We start from the raw sequence: 22,168 nt of genomic DNA on the forward strand, positions 1-22,168 counted from the left end.
TCCTGATTCGTGGACAATCTGAATGGTATTTTGATGATAGCCAACGGACGATGATCAATTAAGCGAAAGGAGCCGCGCCTTGAGCAACGATTCAAAAAGCAAATTATTAGTGCTACTGTTCACGCTTGCGCTCTTGATCTCCTTCTCCTGGTGTTTTGCTCAGCCTCATGGTCGGACCGAACTCAACATTCCCAATATCCCAGGCTACATCACCTTAAAATGTGACTTTCATACCCATACGGTTTTTTCTGATGGATCTGTCTGGCCGACCGTGCGGGTGGAAGAAGCCTGGCTCGAGGGATTGGATGCGATCGCCATCACCGATCATATCGAATATCTGCCCCATAAGGATGATATCACGCCCAACCATGAACGCCCCTATCAAATTGCCAAGACAAGAGCAGATGAGTTAGGCATTATTTTGATCAAGGGAGCAGAGATCACCCGCGACATGCCACCGGGACATTTCAATGCGCTGTTTCTGAAGGAAATTGATCCATTGGACACAAAAGACTGGCACGATGCGCTGAAAGCCGCGCATGACCAAGGAGCGTTCGTGTTCTGGAACCATCCTGGCTGGCGCCAACCTCAAGAAGTTCCTGTCTGGTATAAGGAACACACTGAACTGCTGGAATCTGGCTGGTTTCAGGGGATCGAGATCGTAAATGAATACAGTTACTATCCGCTGGCATTTCAATGGGCGAAGGAGAAAAAGCTGACCATTCTGGGGAACTCCGATGTCCACTCCCCAATCCAGTTGACCTATAATCCAGCTCGAGGCCAACATCGTCCCATAACTTTGGTATTTGCCAGTGAAAGATCGGAGTTGGCTATCAAACAAGCTCTGCATGCCCGACGCACGGCTGTTTATCATAACGATTTCATTTACGGGGATGCGCAATTTTTAACAGCAATTTTTCAAGCTGCAAACCAAATTGTAACCCCAGAGGCGACAATCAAAGGCACAAACCGAGCGATTATTCAGATTCGGAATGATTCTGATCTATTATTCGAATTGATAGCTTCGGGTTCGCGAGAAGAAATTTCTTTTCCAGAGAAAATATTGATTTTTCCGAAACGAACCGTGGAATTTCAAGTGAGGGGAAAATCGAAAAGTGTGGCAGGCAAAAAGGAAATCATATTGCCATTTATTGTGAAAAACCTTTTATCAGCACCAGATCAAAGCGTGCCGATCGACTTCAAAATTGTGATCCAGTTTCTACCTGAATCATAAGCGACCAGCTCAACTTTTTTGATATCATCGAGCTGTTGCAACCTAATTTTGAGGGAATATGGGCTATGAATGATCTTTTGAAGTGGCGGAAGGAATTTCCGATCCTGGAAAAGACAGTTTATCTGATCAACAACTCCCTGGGTGCGATGCCGCGGGCGGTGTATGACAATTTGAAGCTGTACGCCGATATCTGGTCCACACGAGGGATTCGGGCTTGGGAGGAAGGTTGGTGGGAGTTCATCGGCGAGATCGGCAATATCCTGGCAGATATCATCAATGCCCCTAAAAATACCATCTCTATGCATCAGAACGTCACCATCGCCGAAGCTGTGGTGCTCTCCTGCTTCAATTTTCAAGGGAAGCAGAACAAGATCGTTTACAGCGATATGAATTTTCCCTCAGTGATGTACTTATACCAGGCGCAAATCCCGAACGGTGCAAAAATCCAGATCGTTCGCTCCGAGGATGGTATCACGGTTCCCACCGAAAAAATGGTCGCTGCGATCGATGACGAGACATTGCTGGTGCCGATCTCGCACGTCTTATTCAAAAGCGCTTACATTCAGGATGTTGAGGCGATCATCGAAAAGGCACATCAACATGGAGCCCATGTTGTGCTCGATACTTATCAATCGGTTGGAACCGTTCCAGTGGATGTCCAAAAACTGAACGTCGATTTTGTGGTCGGTGGTTCGATCAAATGGCTATGCGGTGGTCCTGGTGCCGCTTATCTCTACGTTCGCTCCGATCTCGGTGGCCGTTTGCAACCAAAGTTAACCGGCTGGATGGCGCATCAGATGCCATTTGCGTTCGAGCCCACCATGCGATTCACCGATAACATCGCTTTCAAATTTTTGAATGGCACGCCCCATTTGCCAGCGCTCTATACGGTAAAGGCTGGCTATGAGATCATCCGACAAGTGGGTGTCGAAAATATCCGACGTCGTTCGGTTCAGTTGACCGAGCGGATCATCCAACACGCTCAACGCTTTGGATTTAAAATCAATAGTCCCCTCAATGCTGACCAGCGCGGTGGCACTGTGGTTGTGCAAATGGAGAACAGCCAGCAAATCGCAAAAGAACTGTTGAAACGGGATTTTCTGATCGATTGGCGACCGAACGCTGGCATCCGAATTTCGCCGCATTTCTACAATACGGAAGATGAGGTCGACGCCATCATGGAGGAGATCTGGAAACTGTCGAATAACCGATCTTTGATTTGATCGAATAGCCAGTCTTCTTTTTGGGAAGATAGCCAGAATAATTGGCTGAACGCTTCAAAAATTCGAAAAGGAACATGATTATGGAGCCATCGGTTAAGGATACCAGCGCGCGATGTTGTGACGAACATCCTGCTCAATTCAATAGTTAAATGCCATTGGATGTTTTTTTCCAATGAGAAACTTGATGCTCCAATTCCATTACGCGCCCAAAATCGGAACCAATAACTAGCTTTGTTCATTTTGGATTAGACGGTTATCTGCGTCGATAGGAGATATTCTGACTGCTCAAATCTTGATGACGCAATTATCTAAAACCAACATTATAACAATAAACTTTGGAGGATAAAATTATGGCGTACACCTTCAAGGAACTCAAAGGTAAGACGGTTGCAGAATTGCGGGAAATTGCGAAGACTATCGAGCATGAGGCGGTGAAGGGATATACGCAATTGAACAAAGAGCATTTGTTAAAGGCATTATGCACCGCCTTGAATATCGATATGCATGAGCATCATGCGGCAAAGCTTCAGGAGAAGACCAATATCAAAAAAGAGATCCGCAGATTGAAAGTAGAGCGGGATAATGCCATCGCCGCCCATGACCACAAAAAGCTTAAAGAAATCCGAAGAGAGATCAAAATTTATAAGAATAAACTCCGACGAGCAATACTATAATTTCCACCCGAGCAAGAGGTTGCTGACTGGTCACCTTGATTGACCAGTCAGCACAAATTTCCGATGGATTTAGATGCTCATTTTTATCTGAAGAGACTTTCATGAACAACTATTTTGGTGCCGCAATCCTCGCGGTGTTTATCAGCAGCATCTGTTTTCAATTGCCACAATTGGTGGCTTCGAACCAAGCCGATCAGAGTGCTCAGTACAGCGTTGAACTAAAGTCATCAAATCTTCCAATTATCACTATTAGTACCAACGGCCAGCAGATTATTGACGAGCGCCGGATCCGAGCGCAGATGAAAGTGATCTACAATGGAGTTGGTCAGCGCAATAGCGTCTCTGACCCAGCCAATAATTATGATGGCTGGATCGCTATCGAGTTGCGGGGGAGCGCTTCGATCTCATATCCAAAGAAGAGCTATCGGTTGGAGACCCAGGACAGCAATGGCAATAATCTCAACGTTTCGCTCATCGGAATGCCGGCTGAAAATGATTGGGTCCTCTATGGCCCTTATGATGATCAATCGTTGATCCGCAATGTGCTGGCCTATAAACTTTCTAACGACATTGGAAGATATGCCAGCCGCACCCGGTTTTGCGAGCTGGTTCTCAACAATGATTATCGTGGCGTTTATGTTTTGATGGAAAGGATCAAGCGGGATAAAAATCGGGTGGATATTTCCAAGTTGGATTCGCTGGACCGATCTGGGGATGCGGTGACGGGAGGATATATCATTAAATTCGATAAAGTCGAAGGAGAAAACGTCGGTGGCTGGTGGTCGAATCGTGGCATTTTTTATCAATACCATTATCCCCGGGCTGATGCGATCTTCCCAGAACAGAAGGCCTATATCCGAAATTTTATGAACCAGTTCGAAACGGCCATGAGTCAGCCCGATATTGCCGATCCCAATTCCGGCTATCCGAAGTATATCGATGTATCCTCATTTGTCGATCATTTTATCTTAAATGAATTCTGCAAAAATGTTGATGCCTATCGGATCAGCAATTTCATGTATAAGGATCGCGATCGTAAAGGCGGCAAGCTCTGTGAGGGTCCAATCTGGGATTTCAATCTCAGTTTCGGCAAGGCCTGGTACAAGGAAGATCTCTTTCGAGATGATGAATGGGAGGTGGACCATAATCACTATAAGCCCAATGATTGGCCGAAAGTGCCGTTTTGGTGGGAGCGATTGGGTCATGATCCCACTTTCGCGCAATTGGTGGAACAGCGATGGCGAGAGCTCAGGGCTACCGTGCTCAGTCTGGATTATGTCTATCGGACGATTGACCTTTTAGTGGATACTTTGCGCGAGGCGCGGGTACGAAACTTTGAGCGCTGGCCCGAAACTGCCAAAGATCATGATTATGAAACAGAGATCCTGATGATGAAGCTCTGGCTCAATGATCGCGTCAACTGGATCGAAAAACATCTGGCGCAGTTAAGCGCCGTTCAAAGCCCGATCAGAGCAGACAACGTCCCAATTGAATTTGTGTTGGAACAAAATTATCCAAATCCATTTAATTCCACAACCACCATCTGCTATCGGATTCCTCAGCCTGCCAAGGTTCAGTTGATCATTTTAAATATCCAAGGTCAGGAGATCGTGCGGCTTTTTGATGGATCCCAGCTCCCTGGACGCTATCAAATCTCATGGGATGGGAAAGACCACCGGGGCATGCCCATCGGCTCTGGAGTATATCTTTACCAGCTCCGTACCAATGAACTGACTTTAACCCAGAAGCTGCTATTAATTCGATGAAATTTTTTTATTGATAGCCCAAAACCCAGAGGCATGCCTGAATTTCTCAGCGGCAATTCGTTCATGAAGTTTCCATCTTAAGATTGCAAGCAAAATAGATTTTCGATGGCTGATAATGGCTCAATCCACGGACAAAATTTTTATGTTTCATAAGCCGAAAGGCGTTGTGGTAACGCGGAAGGATGAGCACGGTCGCCGGACGGTTTACGATTGCCTGCCAAATTGGGTGTTGCAAGATGGTTGGGTGCCCATTGGTCGTTTGGATCGCGACTCTCGGGGCATGCTTTTGTTCACACAAGATGGCGAGATCGTTGACCGTTTGACACGTCCCCATGCTTGTGCCAAGACCTACTTGCTCTGGGTGCGCGGTCGGGTGACCAATCAACATATCGCCATGATGAAAGCAGGAGTAATGGCTCAAGGTGAATTGCTAAAAGCCATTGAAATCCAGCTATTGGGGGGTGCCGGCCCCAAATCGCGCATTCAAATTGTGCTCGATGAGGGTAAAAATCGCCATCTTCGTCGAATGTTCAGTCAATTGAAAGATCCGCTTCGTGGGACTTCGCTCAAGGTCGTTGACCTCAAACGGATCGCAATCGGTTCAGTGAAATTGGATATCCCTTCCGGCGACTGGCGGTTTCTCACTTCGGCCGAGATCGACTCGCTCACCCGCTGACTATTCCTGCACCAGAATGCTGTATCAGGATTTCGTCAGTTAAAGTTGCAAAAATCGAAAGCCGTAGTTCCAGTGTCATTCTTGCCAATGCAGGAATCCAGCTCCAAACTGTTATTATTCTCGAGCCAATCAGGCAATACCTCACCGCGCAGGCACAACGCTGCTCGAATACTTCTGGAATCGATCGAAAAGACTCGATTTTACTTAAACCTCATCCTTTCACCCGTGACCACATCTGACAATGAAGAGACAAATCGGACTTACAACCGCCACTTCCATCGTTGTAGCCAATATGATCGGTACTGGTATTTTCGTCACCACGGGATATATCGCAAAGCTGGTTCCTGGTCCAGCCTGGGTGATGCTCTGCTGGGCAATTGGCGGGTTCATCGCTATCTGCGGTGCTTTATGTTATGGCGAGCTCTCTACAAGAATGCCTGAAGTGGGTGGAGAATATGTCTATTTGAAAAAATTATACCATCCCTTGCTCGGTTTTCTCACTGGCTGGACCAGCTTGATCGCGGGATTCTCAGCGCCGATCGCCAGTGCCGCCCTGGGTTTTTCCGCCTATGTCTTCGCTGGAATGAATATTCCAATCACGGATCATCAACCGTTCCCACAAAAACTATGCGCTACTCTCATTATCCTGATCTTCACTCTGATCCATTACCTCGGAATAAAAATCGGTGCTAAAGTCCAGGTGCTTTTAACTGCCTTGAAAGTAATGATCATCTTGGGGCTGGCAAGTCTGGGCCTCTGGTTTGGAACCATCAGCCAATTGCCGCTCATGGAAGAACCATTTGCCTCATTCAATGTGCTATCTTTTGGCACAGCGATTATGCTGGTGATGTTCGCATATAGCGGATGGAACGCCAGCAGCTATATCGCTGGCGAACTAAAAAACCCCAGAAGCACCCTTCCCTGGTCTCTGGTTTTAGGAACGATTATTGTTATTTTTCTCTACCTCGCCATCAATGCTTTTGTACTAGCTATGCTGCCCTATTCTGAGCTCAAAGGAACAATTGCGGTGGTTCATGCGGCCGCTGTGAAAATCTTTGGCGACTGGATCAGCAATGGCATAAGCGCATTGGTGAGCATCTGCCTCCTGTCTTCGCTCAGCGCATTCATTATGGTTGGGCCAAGGGTCTATTTTGCCATGGCAAAGGATAAATTATTTTTCCCATTTGCCGACCAGATTCATCCGCGCTATCAAGTCCCAGGAAGATCGATCGTCCTCCAGGGCGCAATTGCGGTCGCCATGGTACTGATCAGCCCATTGGAGCAATTGTTATTGTATATCTCATTTGCGCTGAACATTTTTCCCTGGCTGGCAATCATTGGGTTGTTTATTGCGAGACGCAGAGGGATCGGTGAAGTGACAGCGGTCAGGGCGACGGGATTCCCCATCGTTGCAATATTGTATCTGGGATCCAGCCTACTGTTGATGGGTATCATGTATCGGGCCCGGCCTATCGAATCCACAGCAGCACTGCTGACCGTGCTGGCGGGGATTCCGTGCTATTTTATCTGGATAAAAATTGTGAATTGGAAAAAGCCCCTGTGAAAGAAGCTTTCCTCCACAAGGGCTTCAACCCACCGCGTCTCACCGCACCAGTACCATCTTGTTGATGGCTTCAAAACCTGTGGTTGTCATTTTATAGAAGTAAATCCCGCTCCCCACCATGAGACCGCCATCGTCACAGCCATCCCAAATAATCGAATAGCGGCCAGCCGGTCGTACTTCATCCATCAATCTCCGCACTGTTTGCCCCATGACATTCATCACTTCGATGGTCACTTTCGCTGATTGAGGCATCTCATAATGGATAATCGTCGCTGCATTGAACGGATTCGGTTGATTTTGACTTAAGTGCCATCGTTTCGGCAATTTTGAACTCCGATCATCAATGGACGCAGCAATGATCGCTGGCGCATCATCAATAACGAGTTCGATCAATTTAAAATCGGTTGCACTCGGCACATTCAAACCGCTTCGTTCAAATAGCAAATCGATGTGCAAGTTTTGCTCTTGCAAAGATCGCCCTGCTGCAAAGGCCAAAATAATCTGATTCGATGTGCTATGAACTTCCATCACGATATCAGGATTTTCACAGAGCGAACCAGAACAAAATTTCAAATTATCCGAGTCATACTGCAGTTTCAACCGACCCGAAAATGCTGGAGAAGAAAAATTCAGAATTAGAGGCACAAGCGTCATTGCATTCTCTTGTAGCAGTGGATCTTGGAGATGAACCGCTACGTTGGCCTGAGTCGATTCCTCCTCGGCTCGTCCCCAATTCCCTGTCACATCGCCATATAGGATGCCGAAATAGTCCTGATTGAACTGAGAACGCTGCAACGCGACATAGGAACGACCAGATGGCGCGCTCACCCAGTTCGAGTCGGTCATGACAAAATCGTGTGGCACAAAGGTCCAATCCCTGCCGATCGGAAATTGAGAATTTGTGCCGACAACCCGCTGCAAGATGTATGAGGCATCATAAGCTGAGACCTTTCCGTTCCCCGTGACATCTGCGGCAATTTTTTGATACGGGCTCAACTGTTTAACGCCCACCACATACTGAAGCGCAAATGAGGCGTCCAGCGGCGTAATGGCATCTCGGGAATCATTAGTTTTATTTGGCATCACCTGGTAGTTGCCGGAGTGAAGACCTAAAAATTTGTATCTGCCATCGCTGTCGCTGATAGCTTTCAGGTTCGATGCGCCAGATAGCAAGATCTCCGCATCGTTTACTGGCATCTGACTATTGGCATAGTAGCTGACCCGACCATCGATATCCGCTATCGTGTAAATATGCAGATCGACAGGGACGAAACGGTTTGGCTCATCCAAATCATTGCTTGAGATGGCGATCGTGGCGGAGTAATAGCCAATCCCCAGGGTATCGCCATTGACCACGGAATTGACCTGCAACTGGATAATTTGGCTGGCATCTGGCTGGAGCCTTCCCGCTGTTGGGCTCAGGGTGAGCCATCCGAGCTCCACTCGCTCGCCAGCAACCATCACTTCGTCCAAGGCAATATCGGCATTGTCGCTGGCGACAACGTTGAACGCCAGCCGCACATTTGAATATCCGCTGAATGCAGAAAGGTCGACGATCGTATAATACCAGGTGAAATCCTCCCATCTTCCAATATCCCCAAAGGTCCATAAAGTTTGCCAAGTCTTTCCATCGTCGAGACTGATCTTGAGAAACAAGTCACCGTGATCGTAAGGGGAGACATGCCAATAATAACTACTCTGCCACCAAAAGCTAATCGAGGGAGTGCGAACGGTCGAAAAATCCAAAGCCGGGCTAATTAGCCATTCGTTGAGGTTGATCCCCCAATAGCACACCGCGCTGTAATTGCCGGAGAAAACATAGCTCTGAGAATCGATGGTCCAATGAGCCGGCTGAGTTCCACCGGGGCTACTTGGGCCATCGATTTTGGTCCAATTCGGTGGCGGGACAGTCCCACTTTCAAAGCCCTCATAGAGCAAAATATCTCCGATCCGTTCGCTGTGATAAATCCCCCTCGGTTCTGTCTCGCCTGGCTTGGTCTTCCTCGCGATTTTTCCGAGCGGATTATTTGGATTGTCCCCATAGCTATTCCCATTGTTTTTGCTCTTCGGAGAGCGAATGGCATCTGTTTTTTTGCTACCGTTGATGGACCATTTGGTCTGGTCAGAATCCATCGGAAATCCCACCAAAGCTTCTGAGGCCATAGCTGCATTTGTCATCTGATTAGCGATGGTCATGGTCCTGGCACGCACCGCGAGGCTGAAATCAAGTGCGCTTCCTCCAACATTGCTGATCGTCATCGTCATGATAACTGATTGCCCGCGAATGAGATCGATGCGAAAGGAATCAGGAATCACCGAGATGGAGGGAGCTCCTCCCTTGACATAGTTGATCGCCTGGTAGGCATCGACCCGACCAAATCCTGAGGCTAAATCAAAATGGGGGTCGCCAACATCAAGAGACTGATCATTCAGTACCTTGGCTATCTGCGTGGCATGCAATCCTGGCGCTGCTTCACGGAGCAAGGCAGCAATACCAGCACTGTGCGCTGCCGCCGCAGAAGTTCCTATAAACGGATTGCTGAAAAAACCAAGTTTTCCCACCTTGGTTTGCACCCCATCGATAGCCGCATGATCAGGTTTATTCCGTTCCAGAAATCGGATGGGGTTACCATCGGCATCATATTGATAGATTCTCGCTGGTCCACGACTGCTAAAGCTTTCGATCGTGTCATAGTTGGTATCGGCAGCGTTGATGGCCGCAACCGCCAGGCAGTGTTCAGCAGCGCTATGACCAAAAATTGCTCCGGTGCCGCCAGTATATTCTTGCGGGGTCACATCCGTACCAAAGGCATAAAGCGTTATGCGCCGCGGTTGACCACGATATTTTTTCAGGCATAGATGCACGGTGATGCTGGAAGCTCGGGGATTCGTATAAGCAAGCATTTCGACAGGATCATCATCACCATCTTGCGTGTCTTCGCTGGAGGCCAATGTGGATTGCAACTTATCATCATACAGATAAAGATCGTAATCATCCCGCGCTTTGCTGAATTGATTATTCCATTGCACCACAGCAGTGATTGTCGCCTTAGGGCCCAATTGAATATTCATGGTCTCATCCCCAGAGGCAAAATTATGCCAGCCATCATTGTCCCCATCCGAAAAATCCGCCTCATAATGATCCTGTTGCAGATCCCCAGCCGAGGTGATATAAACCACATTGAAATTTTCCACAAGATCATTTATTGTCTGCGCAATGATGCCATCCTCGAATACTGGTTCGAGTGGGTATATGATATCATCGCAGATCACGGTGCAACCAGCCTGTTGTAGCAATTTGATGTTATTGGAGAAATCTGTCTCGCTACTGCCCTTGTCCGCAAAGGCGAGCTGAGCACCTGGAGCAATATCATAAACGATCTCTAACATAGCTGTACCAGCATCCCCACCAAAACGATTATTGATAATCTCAATGGTTCGTGGTAAATCACCACTTGCCTGGGAATTAGCGACATGGCTGCATCCGTCCGAAAGAATCCCGATTTTTTGGCCGATACCAGAAACTTGAAACGATCTTCTCGCTTGATCGGCTCGCAAAATGACATCCCCAGCGGTTACCACCTCTCCAGATTGCAAATACGGTTTCAAAACCGGCCGGATGTGAAATATTTGCTCAAGTTGTGCAATTTTTTCAAGCTGAGCCACTGGAATCCATCCCACGATCTGGTGATGATTCGAACTAATCGGCAAATGCTCTGTGCTCGCTTCGATCTTGAATCCAAGTTGAACGAGCTGTTTCAGAAAAAAACCGGAAATTGCCGTCGTTCTCAATACCACATGCACCTGCTGCTGGTCGATTTGCAATAAGGGACTCATTGGAAAGCCCGATAGATCATTTTGCCCTTCAAGCCCCTCAGATCGCCACCTCATGCATAGATCATAAATAGCCGTGTTCAGCTTATTCGCAGTTACCATCGCCCTCAAACGACCGTCCTTGCTTGCTTGGGGAGAAATAAAAGTGAGATCCTGACCGAGCAGAGCTGATAGCCATGTGAACGACGCCAAAATCAATCCAATAAACATTCGGGTCTTCATAATTGGTACCTTCAATAAGATTATTGTTTTTTCTTTCAATTTTGGATTTCTTGCTCACAGATTCTTTTGAAGATTCCTTACCACTTGGCACATTAGCATCACGCCATTCGAATTGCGGAATCATCAAGATCTCCACTATGGATCTGTGAGCGGCAAGTCAATATCTCGATCATTCAAGAATTCAATCGTCCTTTAGAAAAGGCAACATTCGATTTTTAGCTAACTTTGAAATGGTTATTACTGCAAACATAACGCCAAACCGCTTCAAAATTAGCCAAATAAAATTATTGCATTTCTCCGCGCCATTCAATAAATTCGACATGAGACATTGTCCATACCATAAAAGTATTGCCACGAGCTTTTGGGAGATAAAAATTTTTTGGTGCTTTTTCTATATTTCGTCGGTGACATAAAAGAACAATCTCCATTTTCGATTTGCAGGATATTTTTAAATCTGATTTGCTCACTGCTGGTTTGCGAAAAGAGTCATTTATCAGAAGAACAAATAGACCGAGAGGGATTGCCCATGCTCAACCAAACCTTAAAAGCGATGTTAATCATCATGCTGATTTGCTCCCTTGTAACTGTTGGTCACGCTCAGCGGATTCGGTCGATGCTCAGCCGAAGTTACCCAGTAAGCGAATTGCAGCGGATATTGACCTCTCAATCTGATTTTCATCCATTTCCGCGCTGGTCGGAGCGATCCGCCTGGAACAGCTTAGCCGAGCCCTTGCGAAAATTTCTCATCGAGCGAGGCGAGAATTATCTGAACTATCAATGGCCCGCCCTCCCTGCCACGTTGTTCCTTGAATTTGCTCGCACCGGCAATCGGGAAAACTTCCAGCGTCAAGCCTTTGCGCGTCGGGATGCCCTATGCCATCTGGTGCTGGCAGAATGCACCGAGGGCCGGCGTCGATTTCTGGATGATATCGTCAACGGCATCTGGGCCATCTGCGAGGAATCCTATTGGGGCGTCCCAGCCCATGTGGGAATGCAGAGGCAAGGCGTTGGTTTGCCAGATATTGCCGAGCCCACAGTTGACTTATTCGTCAGCGAAACCGGCGCATTATTAGCATGGACCTATTACCTTCTTGGCGAAGAGCTGGATCGTGTTTCGCCTTTGATCAATCAGCGCATTTTAGCCGAAATAAATCAGCGATTACTCACGCCTTGCCGTGAGCGGCAGGATTTCTGGTGGATGGGATTTATTCCCGGCTTGACCATTAATAATTGGAACCCATGGATCAATTCCAATTGGCTTGCTGCAGTGTTGCTCACCGAAAAGAACCCAGGAAGACGCATCCAGGCGGTTGAAAAAATTATGCGGAGCCTGGATGTTTTCATCGACAGCTACCCGGATGATGGTGGCTGTGACGAGGGGCCTAACTATTGGGGTCGCGCCGCCGCTTCCCTTTTCGATTGCTTAGAACTATTTTATCTTTCCAGCAACGGCAAAATCAACCTTTACAATCAGCCGCTCATCAAAGAAATGGCGCGCTTCATCTATCGCGTTCATATCGCCTATGATTATTATGTCAATTTTGCTGATGCCGCGGCAATCGTTTACCCAGAAGCCGATTTGATTTATCGCTTCGGAAAGCGGATTGGCGATCAAATTATGCAGGATTTTGCAGGCTATCTCGTTTCGCGCCGGGGCGAATTGAGACGATTATTGACCAGCAGCATCGGCCGGCAACTGGCAGCTATCTTTAATTATGACTCGCTTCTGGCAGCAAATGCCACAGCTCCGTTATTGCGCGATGTCTGGCTGCCAGGCCATCAGGTGATGATCGCCAGATCTCTGGCCGGCTCTACCGCCGGATTATATGTGGCTGCTCAGGCCGGCCACAACGCCGAAAGCCACAACCATAACGACGTGGGAAACTTCATTGTTTACATGAATGGTGTGCCTATGATCATCGATGTCGGCGTTGAATCTTACACCCGCAAGACATTTAGCGCCCAGCGATATGAGATTTGGACAATGCAATCCGCTTATCATAATCTGCCCAGCATCAACGGCATCATGCAAAAAGACGGTCGACAATACGCTGCCAGAGACGTACTTTATTCCTCCAATGATAGCTATGCACAACTGAAAATGGATATCGCCAGCGCTTATCCAACTGAGGCGGGGATCAATTATTGGGTCCGCACCATCCGGCTCAATCGCAGCCAGGATATCACCATCACCGATGATTTTGATCTCAAGCTGGCCAGTGATAATATCCAGTTCACTCTGATGACCGCTGCCAGACCTGAGTTGCTTGCGTCCGGTCAGATCAAGCTCAATCATTCCATTGATCAGAGCTCGGCTCAATTGCATCTTTCTTTCGATGCTGATAAATTCAAAGCTGATTTTGAGATCATTCCGATTAAAGATGACAATCTTAAACGAGTATGGGGACAACAAATCTACCGAATTTTATTGAAGAATATTGTGCCATTGTGGCGAGAGTCGATAAATGTTAAAATCAGCCAGTGAGCAAAAATTGCTCGAACAAATGATTCGATCGAAAATGCTGAACTTATTTAAGCTGAAATATCGAACATAAACATCTTTATTTTAGATCACATTCATATCGAACAATACCAAGCCCTGCTAAAGCCACGGCTTCACCAGGACAAGATACTTTTGCCAGAAACTTATGCGCTGCGACAATATTACCCCAATCCCTTTCATTCCTGCACCCGCATCGAATATTCCCTGGCAGAAGCTGGCAAGGTGAAGCTAGCGGTTTATGATCTCCTGGGACGCGAAGTGGCCATTTTAGTGAACCAGCAGCAGCCAGCAGGACATTATGAAGTGACCTTTGATGCCCGCGATTTAGCTAGTGGGGTTTATATCTATCGCCTTGAAGCTGGCGCGTATGTTGCCAATAAGAAGCTGGTGCTGGTTCGTTAGCGATGGCATAAAGAAGACTGACCGGTCGGTGGCAGCGACTGGTCAGTGACATGTTTTACCAAGCAACGGCGCTGCTGTTAAAAATATCAAAAAACCTATTGACTTTTTCTTTTTTTGGATTATAATTAAGGTAACGGCTGAAATAAGACAAGCAATCATTCCTAAACTAATAAATTGATGAATAACATATGACCGATGGGTTAAAGCTGCGAAACTAGACTTTAAAAATGAAAAAGTGCAGTCGTCAATCTTCAAAAGCCGGGGTCGAAACTTCAAAACTCGGTGAGAGCATAAAAGATAACAACTGATGGGGTAGCTTCTGCCTGAGCCCAATGAAATGGCTAGTGACCGGATAATGCCCTGAAAAAGCCAATCTGTTTTTGATGAGCAAGGACGGAAGCTGAATCAAACAGTTTGATAATAAATGTGAGAGGAGAGGCTTTAAATTTTAAATTTCTGACCCTAATGGAGCAAGAGACGCCATGAAGAAAAAAAATATTCAATTTATAGCCCTCTCGATTTTATGGTTGCTTTTTCTAACATGTACCGAAGATGTTCCTCTAAAAATTAAAGAGGATGAGCTTTCTCCTGGAACCTGGCAATCCCTGGAATTTCATGATAAAGTACCAGTCAACCTTACCCTCGCTGAGCCGTATCTTTACGTAGCCGCAGCAAAGGACGGTGTCTGGCGTCGGAATATAGCTCAAATGAATGCAGATTGGGAATATTTAGGATTAGCCAGCTATGATTCGACGCTTGGCCCTCTGTACGGCGTTGCTAAAGTTGATATCTGGGGCAATGATATCCTGGCAGGACTTGATGCTCCTATTGAAATAGAAAAAGGTATAAAGGTCGGAATCTGGCGCTCTCGTGATGGTGGCAAAACCTGGGCGCCATCCGATTCAGGCATCAGAACAGATAATTATCGTTCTAGCAAGGTGTATGATTTAAAACGTTCACCGCATGATCCTCAAATAATATTAGCTGGGAATAACACAATTTTCAGATCAAATAATAATGGCGAATCATGGACATTAGTTTATCCAGATCGTCGAGATGTGAGCATTAGATATTATGGTTTTACCTGGCATCCTTCCAATCCCAACCTTGTATGGGCCTACGGACAAAGCGGGCGTGGAGATCCATTTCTTCAATATTCAGATAACTTCGGAATAATGTGGCAAGATTTGAGAACTGTTAGGTTTCTTCAATATAAAGCACTTTCTTTATTTGATCTCGAGTTTGATGCAATAAATAATAATGTAATTTATGTGGTAACTGACGGTGGAATCTTCAAATCTTTAAATGGTGGTCAAGATTGGATAGACAATGTGGAACCATCGCCTCCGATTTTGGTTGATAGTAGTATTACTGTCTTCTGGAAGATACTATGTCATCCAACACAATCAGATATCTTCTTTACCATTTCCCGCAACCAATTATATCTATCTTCTGATGCTGGCACTTCCTTTTATCTTCTCACATCACCAAACAAAGAGAATATTTTCACACTGGAATTTGACAGACTAAGGGATATGTTATATATTGGGGCTGCTGATGGAATATTTCGGTTGAAAAATCCGCTGAATGCACCGCGAATTAAATTATCATCTATCAGTGAAATCCAGAATTTAAATTAGAGGGAGGATCAAACCATGGATGCCAAGACGAATAAGTTTATTATATGCCAGATAGCTCTCGTTGCATTGTTTAGTATATTTGCATTTTGCTTTGGCAGCGCATTTTCACAAGAACAAATTATCCAAATTCATGGAATTAGCTACGCCTTAAAAAATGGAAGATGGTACGTATATATTCATAATGAGTTTGGTGCTGAAAGCATCCCCAATCGGATTATAGTGCGCAGAACCGATCGCGGAATTCTTACAGATAATGACCTTAAAGCGATAGGAGTTCATGACATTCGTTTTGCCAGCCCTCGGTTTTTGGAAGGATATTATGTTTTATCTCCGCTTGATAGCCTTAGATCTTTTGAGGTAGCGCAGACGCTTTCATTGTCAGGTCTTTTTGATTATGTCGTCCTGGATGGCTATGGAAAAAGAGGTGTAACTGCAAATGACCAATATTTTACTCAGCAATGGAATCTAAGTGGAACAAAGCTGCGCATGGAAAATGCCTGGGATATTACTGCTGGAAACCCTTCCGTTATTTTAGGTATTGTTGATTCAGGTTGTGATTATGGACATCCAGATTTATCAGGTAATATATGGTCAAATATCGGCTGGGACTTTGTGGATAATGACAATTCACCCATCGACAGCTATGGTCATGGTACCAATGTCACAGGAATACCAGGCGCCAGAACGAATAATTCGATCGGAATTGCTGGCATAGCTGGTGGCTGGGGGAATCAGGCTGGCGTCTCATTAATGATCCTAAAAGATGGGAACCAAGATCCTATCATTTCATTAACTGCCCAAGCTATTGAATGGGCAGCTGATCATGATGCTAAAGTTATAAATATCAGCAGTCAATTTGAACCAAATGACCCTGATTTAGAGCTACTTGAAGCTGCTGTTAATTATGCTGTAGGATCACACGATGTAGTTGTAGTTGCTATTGCGGGTAATCACAAAGACTCCTATAAAAATGATTAGAGCATTCGTTATCCTGGAAAATGGTCCAATGTGATTTCATGCGGAGCCACCGACCAAAATGACGTAAGATTTTCAAACAGTTTATACGGACCCGAGCTTGATGTAATGGCGCCAAGTATGGTATACACAACTGATATAAGAGGCGCAGGAGGTACAGTTTCCGGTGATTATTATGACAGTTTCGCTGGTACTTCAGCGGCTGCACCGCATGTCGCTGGACTTGCGGCACTGATTCGCTCGGTCGATCCATCTTTAAACTGGAGCCAAGTTCGCGAAATCATCTGCAACACAGCAGATAAGGTTCCTGGTATGGGAGGGCAACCTTTTTCAAATTATTATGGCTACGGTCGCATCAACGCCTACCAGTCCTTGCTTATGGCCTTAGCCTATGCCAACAAGACTCCCAACATCTCGCCCACCATCTACAACAACCAGCGCATCTTAGCCCGGGGACAGAATAATCCCGCTAACATGCTCCATGAAGTGTTCGCCGCTGGCGTGAGCGAAAGCTACGAGCTATTCTATCGCCGCTCCAGTAACAATGGCGCAAGCTGGGATGTCACCGCCCGCTTGAGTGCGGGAACCGAAAACAACCGGCAGCCCTGTCTGGCCATCATCGATGAAGGCACAACCGATGGCGTCCATGTGGTGTGGCAGACCAAAAAAGCCAATGTCAAATATAAAGTTTACTATCGCAAAAGCAGCAATGGTGGCGCTTCCTGGGGCGATCCTGTGTTGGTAGCCGATGACATCACCTGCTCCTCTTATCAAAGCGCTGGACCCATGCCCGTCATCACTTCAATTTCATACGCTGGTAGCTATAAACTTATTGTGGTCTGGGTAACCAGTAGTGGTTTAAAATACCGAACGGCCTCCAATGATCAATGGGCAACGACTGGCTCCCTGGATGACTCGCCCGATAATGATAAAGTGTGGTTTCCGTCACTCATGGGCAAAGATAGCTGGGCATCTCTCCTTTATTCAACGCGCGACAACGTCTTTTCGCGTATCTACAATAACGGCAGTTGGTCAAGCCGAACTACCGTCGACAAAACCACCACCATTTTCGACCGCGCTCCACAAGTGGCCATCACCTACGGCAATGAAACCGCCGCAGTCTGGTACGCTCGACCTAGTGGGGGCGGCAATTATCGCATCTGTTTTCGCATGGGCCAAAGCAATAACACCTGGAACAGTCAATATGATGAATTTAGCCACACCAATCGGGATGCGCTATATCCGACGGTCACCGTTTATGGTCCGCCGCAAGACGATTGTTCCACCGTGCTCTATCATACCTCAGACAACCAGGTTCATTTGCAACTGAAAGTGGGCGATGATGGCTCGTGGACTGCCTATACGCCAGGAACTAATAATCGCTTTGCCAACATCACCGCTACTCGCTGGGATACGCCCAAGATGATCTGGACGGGCAATCAAACCAGCGGCGCTGGTCCTTATCCCATTGAGCTGAGCCAGCAATATCTGCCCAAGATCGCCCAAACCAGCCATTGGGTTTATCATCGTCGCGCCGACTTTGAACATCCCGATGACGCCAGCGCGCTATCGCTGGAATGGGGCGAGATCGAAGTCAGCACCAAAAGCGGAGAATCCCTGTCGCTGGAATTCGTCCCCTGCAACCAACACATCAATCTGCAGCTTAATGATGCCACGATCATGGATTATCTGGCCACTCAGCCAATAGCGCTTCCTGCCACGGCCGAACAATTGCGCTTTCATTATCGCGTATTCAGCAGTTGCGAGCAAGATACTTTGGCTGATAAAATTGCCACTGGCTTTACCAATGTTGAAGTGGTCTTTCGAATAACGGATCAAGCTTCAGGTCAGAGTTATGTCCTCACAGAACGCTACGCCGATACCAATGGTGCTATTGATGAAAAGCAGGAAGTGACAGTGGATGTCTCGCCCTTGGCTGGAGCTTCGATCGTCATCAGGCCCGAGCTTGGTGGGCCAGCGGTTGTGGGAAAGCAGTTCAGCTACAAGCTGGGTCACATTTACATCGAACAACCTAAGGCGCTGCCAAAGCCAAGGCCGCAACAGTTGAAAACACTTGAGCCAGAGACGTTTGCCATAACACAAAACTATCCCAACCCCTTTAATGCCTGCACCCATATTCAATATTCCCTGGCAGAAGCTGGCAAGGTGAAATTAGCGGTTTATGATCTTTTGGGACGCGAAGTGGCCATTTTAGTGAACCAGCATCAGCCAGCAGGATATTATGAAGTGACGTTTGATGGCCGCGATTTAGCCAGCGGGATTTATATCTATCGCCTTGAAGCTGGCGCGTATGTTGCCATTAGAAAGTTGGTGCTGGTTCGCTAGCAATGGCACGAGATGAAAAGACTGACCGGTCGCTTGTACACGACTGGTCAATGCGATGTGCTCCTAAGCAGCGACGTTTCTGTTAAAAATCTCAAAAAGCTACTTGACTCTTTTTTTTCTTGATTATATTAAAACCGAGGCTGAAAATAGGACTATCCATCTTTCCTGACTTTATAAGTTGACGACTGAGATACGACCTACGGATTAAACCTGCGAAACGGAACCTGGATCAGAAACTGGCTACGGAATAGAACACCACGCTTGAACGAATAGCGCTTGCCTCGTCTTGATGAAACGACTACTAACAGAATAATAGCTGGAAAAAGATAATTTGATCTTTGATAATTGGAACGAAACCCCGAATCGGACGCTTTGACAATATTGTTGAGCCGAGAGAACAGGGGCCTTTTATTACTTATAGGAATGGAAGGTGATAATGCGATGAGAAAAAATTATCTAAAAGTGCTGGGCTTTTGTCTGTCCATCCTCGGGCTGGCTATGCTTTTATCATGCCAGAGAGGAAAAGAGATCACTCGACCTGAACAACCTCGCCCCCAGGGCTGGATAGCGATGGGATTAGAAAACCTTCAGGTCAATCGAATCAAAGTTATCGGCGATTGGGTGTATGCCTGTACCCGGCAAAATGGCTTACTGCGAAGTCCCCACAATCTGGCTGCTGAAGCAGATTGGCATTATCTTGGCTTGGCGAATTTGCGCGTAGACGTCGGATATCAGGAAGGTCTAACAGATATAGTGTCTTTAGAAGACACTCTGATCGTGAGCGTGAGATCTGGGAATTTCTCGCCTGCGGTGTCTGGCATTTACCGCTCGATTGATGATGGTAAAACCTGGATCAAATCGGATTCTGGTTTTTATACCGATCAATATTATAAGGGTACCGCTAATGTCATTCGATTAATCCAATCTTCCCAGAATCCTCGTTATCTTTTAGCAGTTTGTAGCGGAGGGCCATTAGTATATTTAAGCCAGGATTTTGGCCGTGCCTGGAAGTTAATATTCTCCATTTTTTCAGGCATTACCTTTTATGCAGCAGCTTTTCATCCGTTAAGTTTAAATGAGCTCTGGGTAGGAGGCAACAGCAATAGGGGATTACCATTGCTGTATAACTCAACAGATCAAGGAACTACCTGGCAAGAGATGCTCAGGTGGCCCTATTATCCAGATGTGCAAGATATGGTAAATGATATTGTGTTTAACCCGTATCATGGCAAGCCCTTATATGTCTGCATGAATCATTTCATTCTAACAACAACCGATGCGGGCCAAACCTGGGTGAAGTCTGATACATTAAAAACAGGTTTGTGCAATTTGGATATCAATCCTCATAATGCTAACGAATTGATTGCCTGCGGTTCAAAAAATTTGTACAAATCCATCGATGGTGGTCATAATTGGACAGTGTTAACCCAAGGTCCCCCTGATTTATTCATGATTAACATGGCCATAGATTGGGATAAAAGAATCCTTTATGTCAATACTTGTGAGTTCAGATTAGAAATTTCAGCCGGAATATTTAAGTTATTTTTCTAAGTTATACAACGAAAGGAGATCGTCATGAATGCTTTTGCCAATCGAATGAATAATATTTCTTTCATTTTGATTTATGTATTTATGTTATTATTAATATCATTATCCTCTGCACAGCAACAATATTTTTATTTAATGGATCGAACCTATTGCTTTGCAGGGGGGAAATGGTACACTTATTTTCAGGGCAGCATCGGTGATGAGATTATAGCGCATCGTATTGTTGCCCGTCTTAGGGATAAAGGTTATCTGAAGGGCTTCAATTTTGCTGATTATAATATTCAGGGCGTTTCGGTAGCCCGCCGGCGGATTTTGAATGGCTTTTATCTGCTTAAAGTGATGCCAGACGCGGATCCTTTTAAAATTGCCAAGCAATTGGAAGAAACAGGTCTCTTTGACGTTCTTGAATTTGATGCCCTGGGACAAAATTTGGGCACGCCCAATGATCCCCATTATATTAATCAATGGAATCTTAAAGAAGATAAGCTCGATATGCCGCATGCTTGGGATATTAGCACTGGCAGCTCTCAGGTGATCCTCGCTGTGATTGATGGCGGCGTATTATATACTCATGAAGACCTCGATGCCAATCTCTGGGTTAATTCGGCTGAAGATCTCAATCACAATGGCTGGCCCGATTTCTTTTCGGCAGCTCAAGGCGGGGATTTGGATGGAGCTGATAATGATGGTAATGATTACATTGACGATCTGATTGGTTGGGACTGTTTTGATGATGATAATCTCCCAGAAGCCGATACACATGGTACTGGCGTAGCGGGGATAGCAATTGCGCAAACTAATAACTTTGAAAATGGTCAATATCGAGGTGTAGCAGGAGTAGCTGGTGGCTGGGGTAGCCAAAAGGGAGTAAAATTTATGAGCCTTGATGATTTAGGTCCAAGTAACCTTGATCAATTTGCCATGGCGGAGGGAATCCAATATGCTACTGATAATGGAGCAAATGTCATTAATATTAGCGGAATATTTGAAGAAGATTATGCTGTCGTTAGAGAGGCCGTCAACTATGCCACAACTAGTCCCAATGATGTTGTTATTGTTTGTGGAGCTGGGAATGCTGGAGATGAAGTAATGTACTATCCAGCACGGTATTTCAATACCATCTCTGTGGGAGCAACCATGCAAGATGATACTCGTTGGTTTCAATATCCAGAGGGCAGTCAGATTGGCAATGAATTTAATGAGATTTATCTTGATATCATGGCTCCAGGTGCACCAGGAAGTATCTGGACCACCGAGAGCAATGGCTTATACTCTCAAATGGGCAAGACTTCAGCCGCCACGCCACATGTTGCCGGTGTCGCTGCTTTAATGCGCTCTTTTACTCCTGAATTAAGCTGGCAGCAGGTAAGAGACATCTTGCATAACTCAGCTGAAAAAGTGGCGGGCATGAATGGAAAAAATTATACAGATCAATATGGCTACGGCCGCATCAACGCCTACCAGGCAATTCTCATGGCCTTAACCTATGCCAACAAGACCCCAAACATCTCGCCTACGATCTACAACAACCAGCGCATCTTAGCCCGAGGACAGAATAATC

At 46.1% G+C, this 22,168-nt stretch carries 13 protein-coding genes and 1 pseudogene; 13 read left to right on the plus strand and 1 reads right to left on the minus strand.

Translation table 11 applies throughout. The features are described 5' to 3' along the window. Positions 1 to 79: 79 nt before the first annotated feature. The 6 genes from ONB37_12970 to ONB37_12995 all read left to right on the plus strand — a co-directional run bounded on the left by ONB37_12970 (position 80) and on the right by ONB37_12995 (position 7,137). Positions 80 to 1,234 carry an Sb-PDE family phosphodiesterase gene (locus tag ONB37_12970; GenBank protein MDZ7401068.1) on the plus strand — a complete coding sequence of 385 codons (1,155 nt, stop codon included), beginning with the start codon at positions 80 to 82 and terminating at the stop codon, positions 1,232 to 1,234. Between the two features lie 65 nt (positions 1,235 to 1,299). Then, entirely contained in the window at positions 1,300 to 2,457 is a 1,158-nt protein-coding gene (locus tag ONB37_12975; GenBank protein ID MDZ7401069.1) for an aminotransferase class V-fold PLP-dependent enzyme, read from the plus strand. 350 nt (positions 2,458 to 2,807) lie between these two features. Then, positions 2,808 to 3,131, plus strand: a complete 324-nt coding sequence (locus ONB37_12980) for a hypothetical protein (GenBank protein ID MDZ7401070.1) — start codon at positions 2,808 to 2,810, stop codon at positions 3,129 to 3,131. A gap of 101 nt (positions 3,132 to 3,232) precedes the next feature. Next, positions 3,233 to 4,897: a CotH kinase family protein gene (locus tag ONB37_12985; protein MDZ7401071.1), complete on the plus strand. Its 1,665-nt coding sequence runs from the start codon at positions 3,233 to 3,235 to the stop codon at positions 4,895 to 4,897. Positions 4,898 to 5,012: 115 nt separating this feature from the next. Then, complete coding sequence (locus ONB37_12990) at positions 5,013 to 5,573, plus strand: pseudouridine synthase (protein MDZ7401072.1); 561 nt, start codon at positions 5,013 to 5,015, stop codon at positions 5,571 to 5,573. Positions 5,574 to 5,814: 241 nt separating this feature from the next. After that, entirely contained in the window at positions 5,815 to 7,137 is a 1,323-nt protein-coding gene (locus ONB37_12995; GenBank protein MDZ7401073.1) for an amino acid permease, read from the plus strand. Positions 7,138 to 7,176: 39 nt separating this feature from the next. On the opposite strand, the gene ONB37_13000 is transcribed toward ONB37_12995, so the two are convergent. After that, a complete protein-coding gene (locus ONB37_13000) occupies positions 7,177 to 11,193 on the minus strand; it encodes a choice-of-anchor J domain-containing protein (GenBank protein ID MDZ7401074.1) in 4,017 nt (1,338 codons plus the stop codon). A 526-nt stretch (positions 11,194 to 11,719) separates the two neighbouring features. On the opposite strand from ONB37_13000, the gene ONB37_13005 reads away from it, so the two are divergent. The 7 genes and pseudogenes from ONB37_13005 to ONB37_13035 all read left to right on the plus strand — a co-directional run. Beyond that, positions 11,720 to 13,678 carry a heparinase II/III-family protein gene (locus ONB37_13005; GenBank protein ID MDZ7401075.1) on the plus strand — a complete coding sequence of 653 codons (1,959 nt, stop codon included), beginning with the start codon at positions 11,720 to 11,722 and terminating at the stop codon, positions 13,676 to 13,678. 150 nt (positions 13,679 to 13,828) lie between these two features. Beyond that, positions 13,829 to 14,098, plus strand: coding sequence for a T9SS type A sorting domain-containing protein (locus ONB37_13010; GenBank protein MDZ7401076.1), 270 nt, complete (start codon positions 13,829 to 13,831; stop codon positions 14,096 to 14,098). Positions 14,099 to 14,580: 482 nt separating this feature from the next. Then, on the plus strand, positions 14,581 to 15,738 hold the full coding sequence (locus ONB37_13015; protein MDZ7401077.1) for a hypothetical protein: 1,158 nt from the start codon (positions 14,581 to 14,583) through the stop codon (positions 15,736 to 15,738). A gap of 486 nt (positions 15,739 to 16,224) precedes the next feature. Continuing rightward, positions 16,225 to 17,052, plus strand: a pseudogene (locus ONB37_13020) (S8 family serine peptidase). Positions 17,053 to 18,393: 1,341 nt separating this feature from the next. Continuing rightward, positions 18,394 to 19,059 carry a T9SS type A sorting domain-containing protein gene (locus tag ONB37_13025; protein ID MDZ7401078.1) on the plus strand — a complete coding sequence of 222 codons (666 nt, stop codon included), beginning with the start codon at positions 18,394 to 18,396 and terminating at the stop codon, positions 19,057 to 19,059. A gap of 441 nt (positions 19,060 to 19,500) precedes the next feature. Next, positions 19,501 to 20,610 carry a hypothetical protein gene (locus ONB37_13030; GenBank protein ID MDZ7401079.1) on the plus strand — a complete coding sequence of 370 codons (1,110 nt, stop codon included), beginning with the start codon at positions 19,501 to 19,503 and terminating at the stop codon, positions 20,608 to 20,610. 24 nt (positions 20,611 to 20,634) lie between these two features. Then, a partial coding sequence (locus ONB37_13035; GenBank protein MDZ7401080.1) for a S8 family serine peptidase occupies positions 20,635 to 22,168 on the plus strand: 1,534 nt, incomplete at its 3' end.

The sequence above is a fragment of the candidate division KSB1 bacterium genome, assembly GCA_034506395.1.
In the GTDB taxonomy this organism is placed as follows: domain Bacteria; phylum Zhuqueibacterota; class Zhuqueibacteria; order Thermofontimicrobiales; family Thermofontimicrobiaceae; genus Thermofontimicrobium.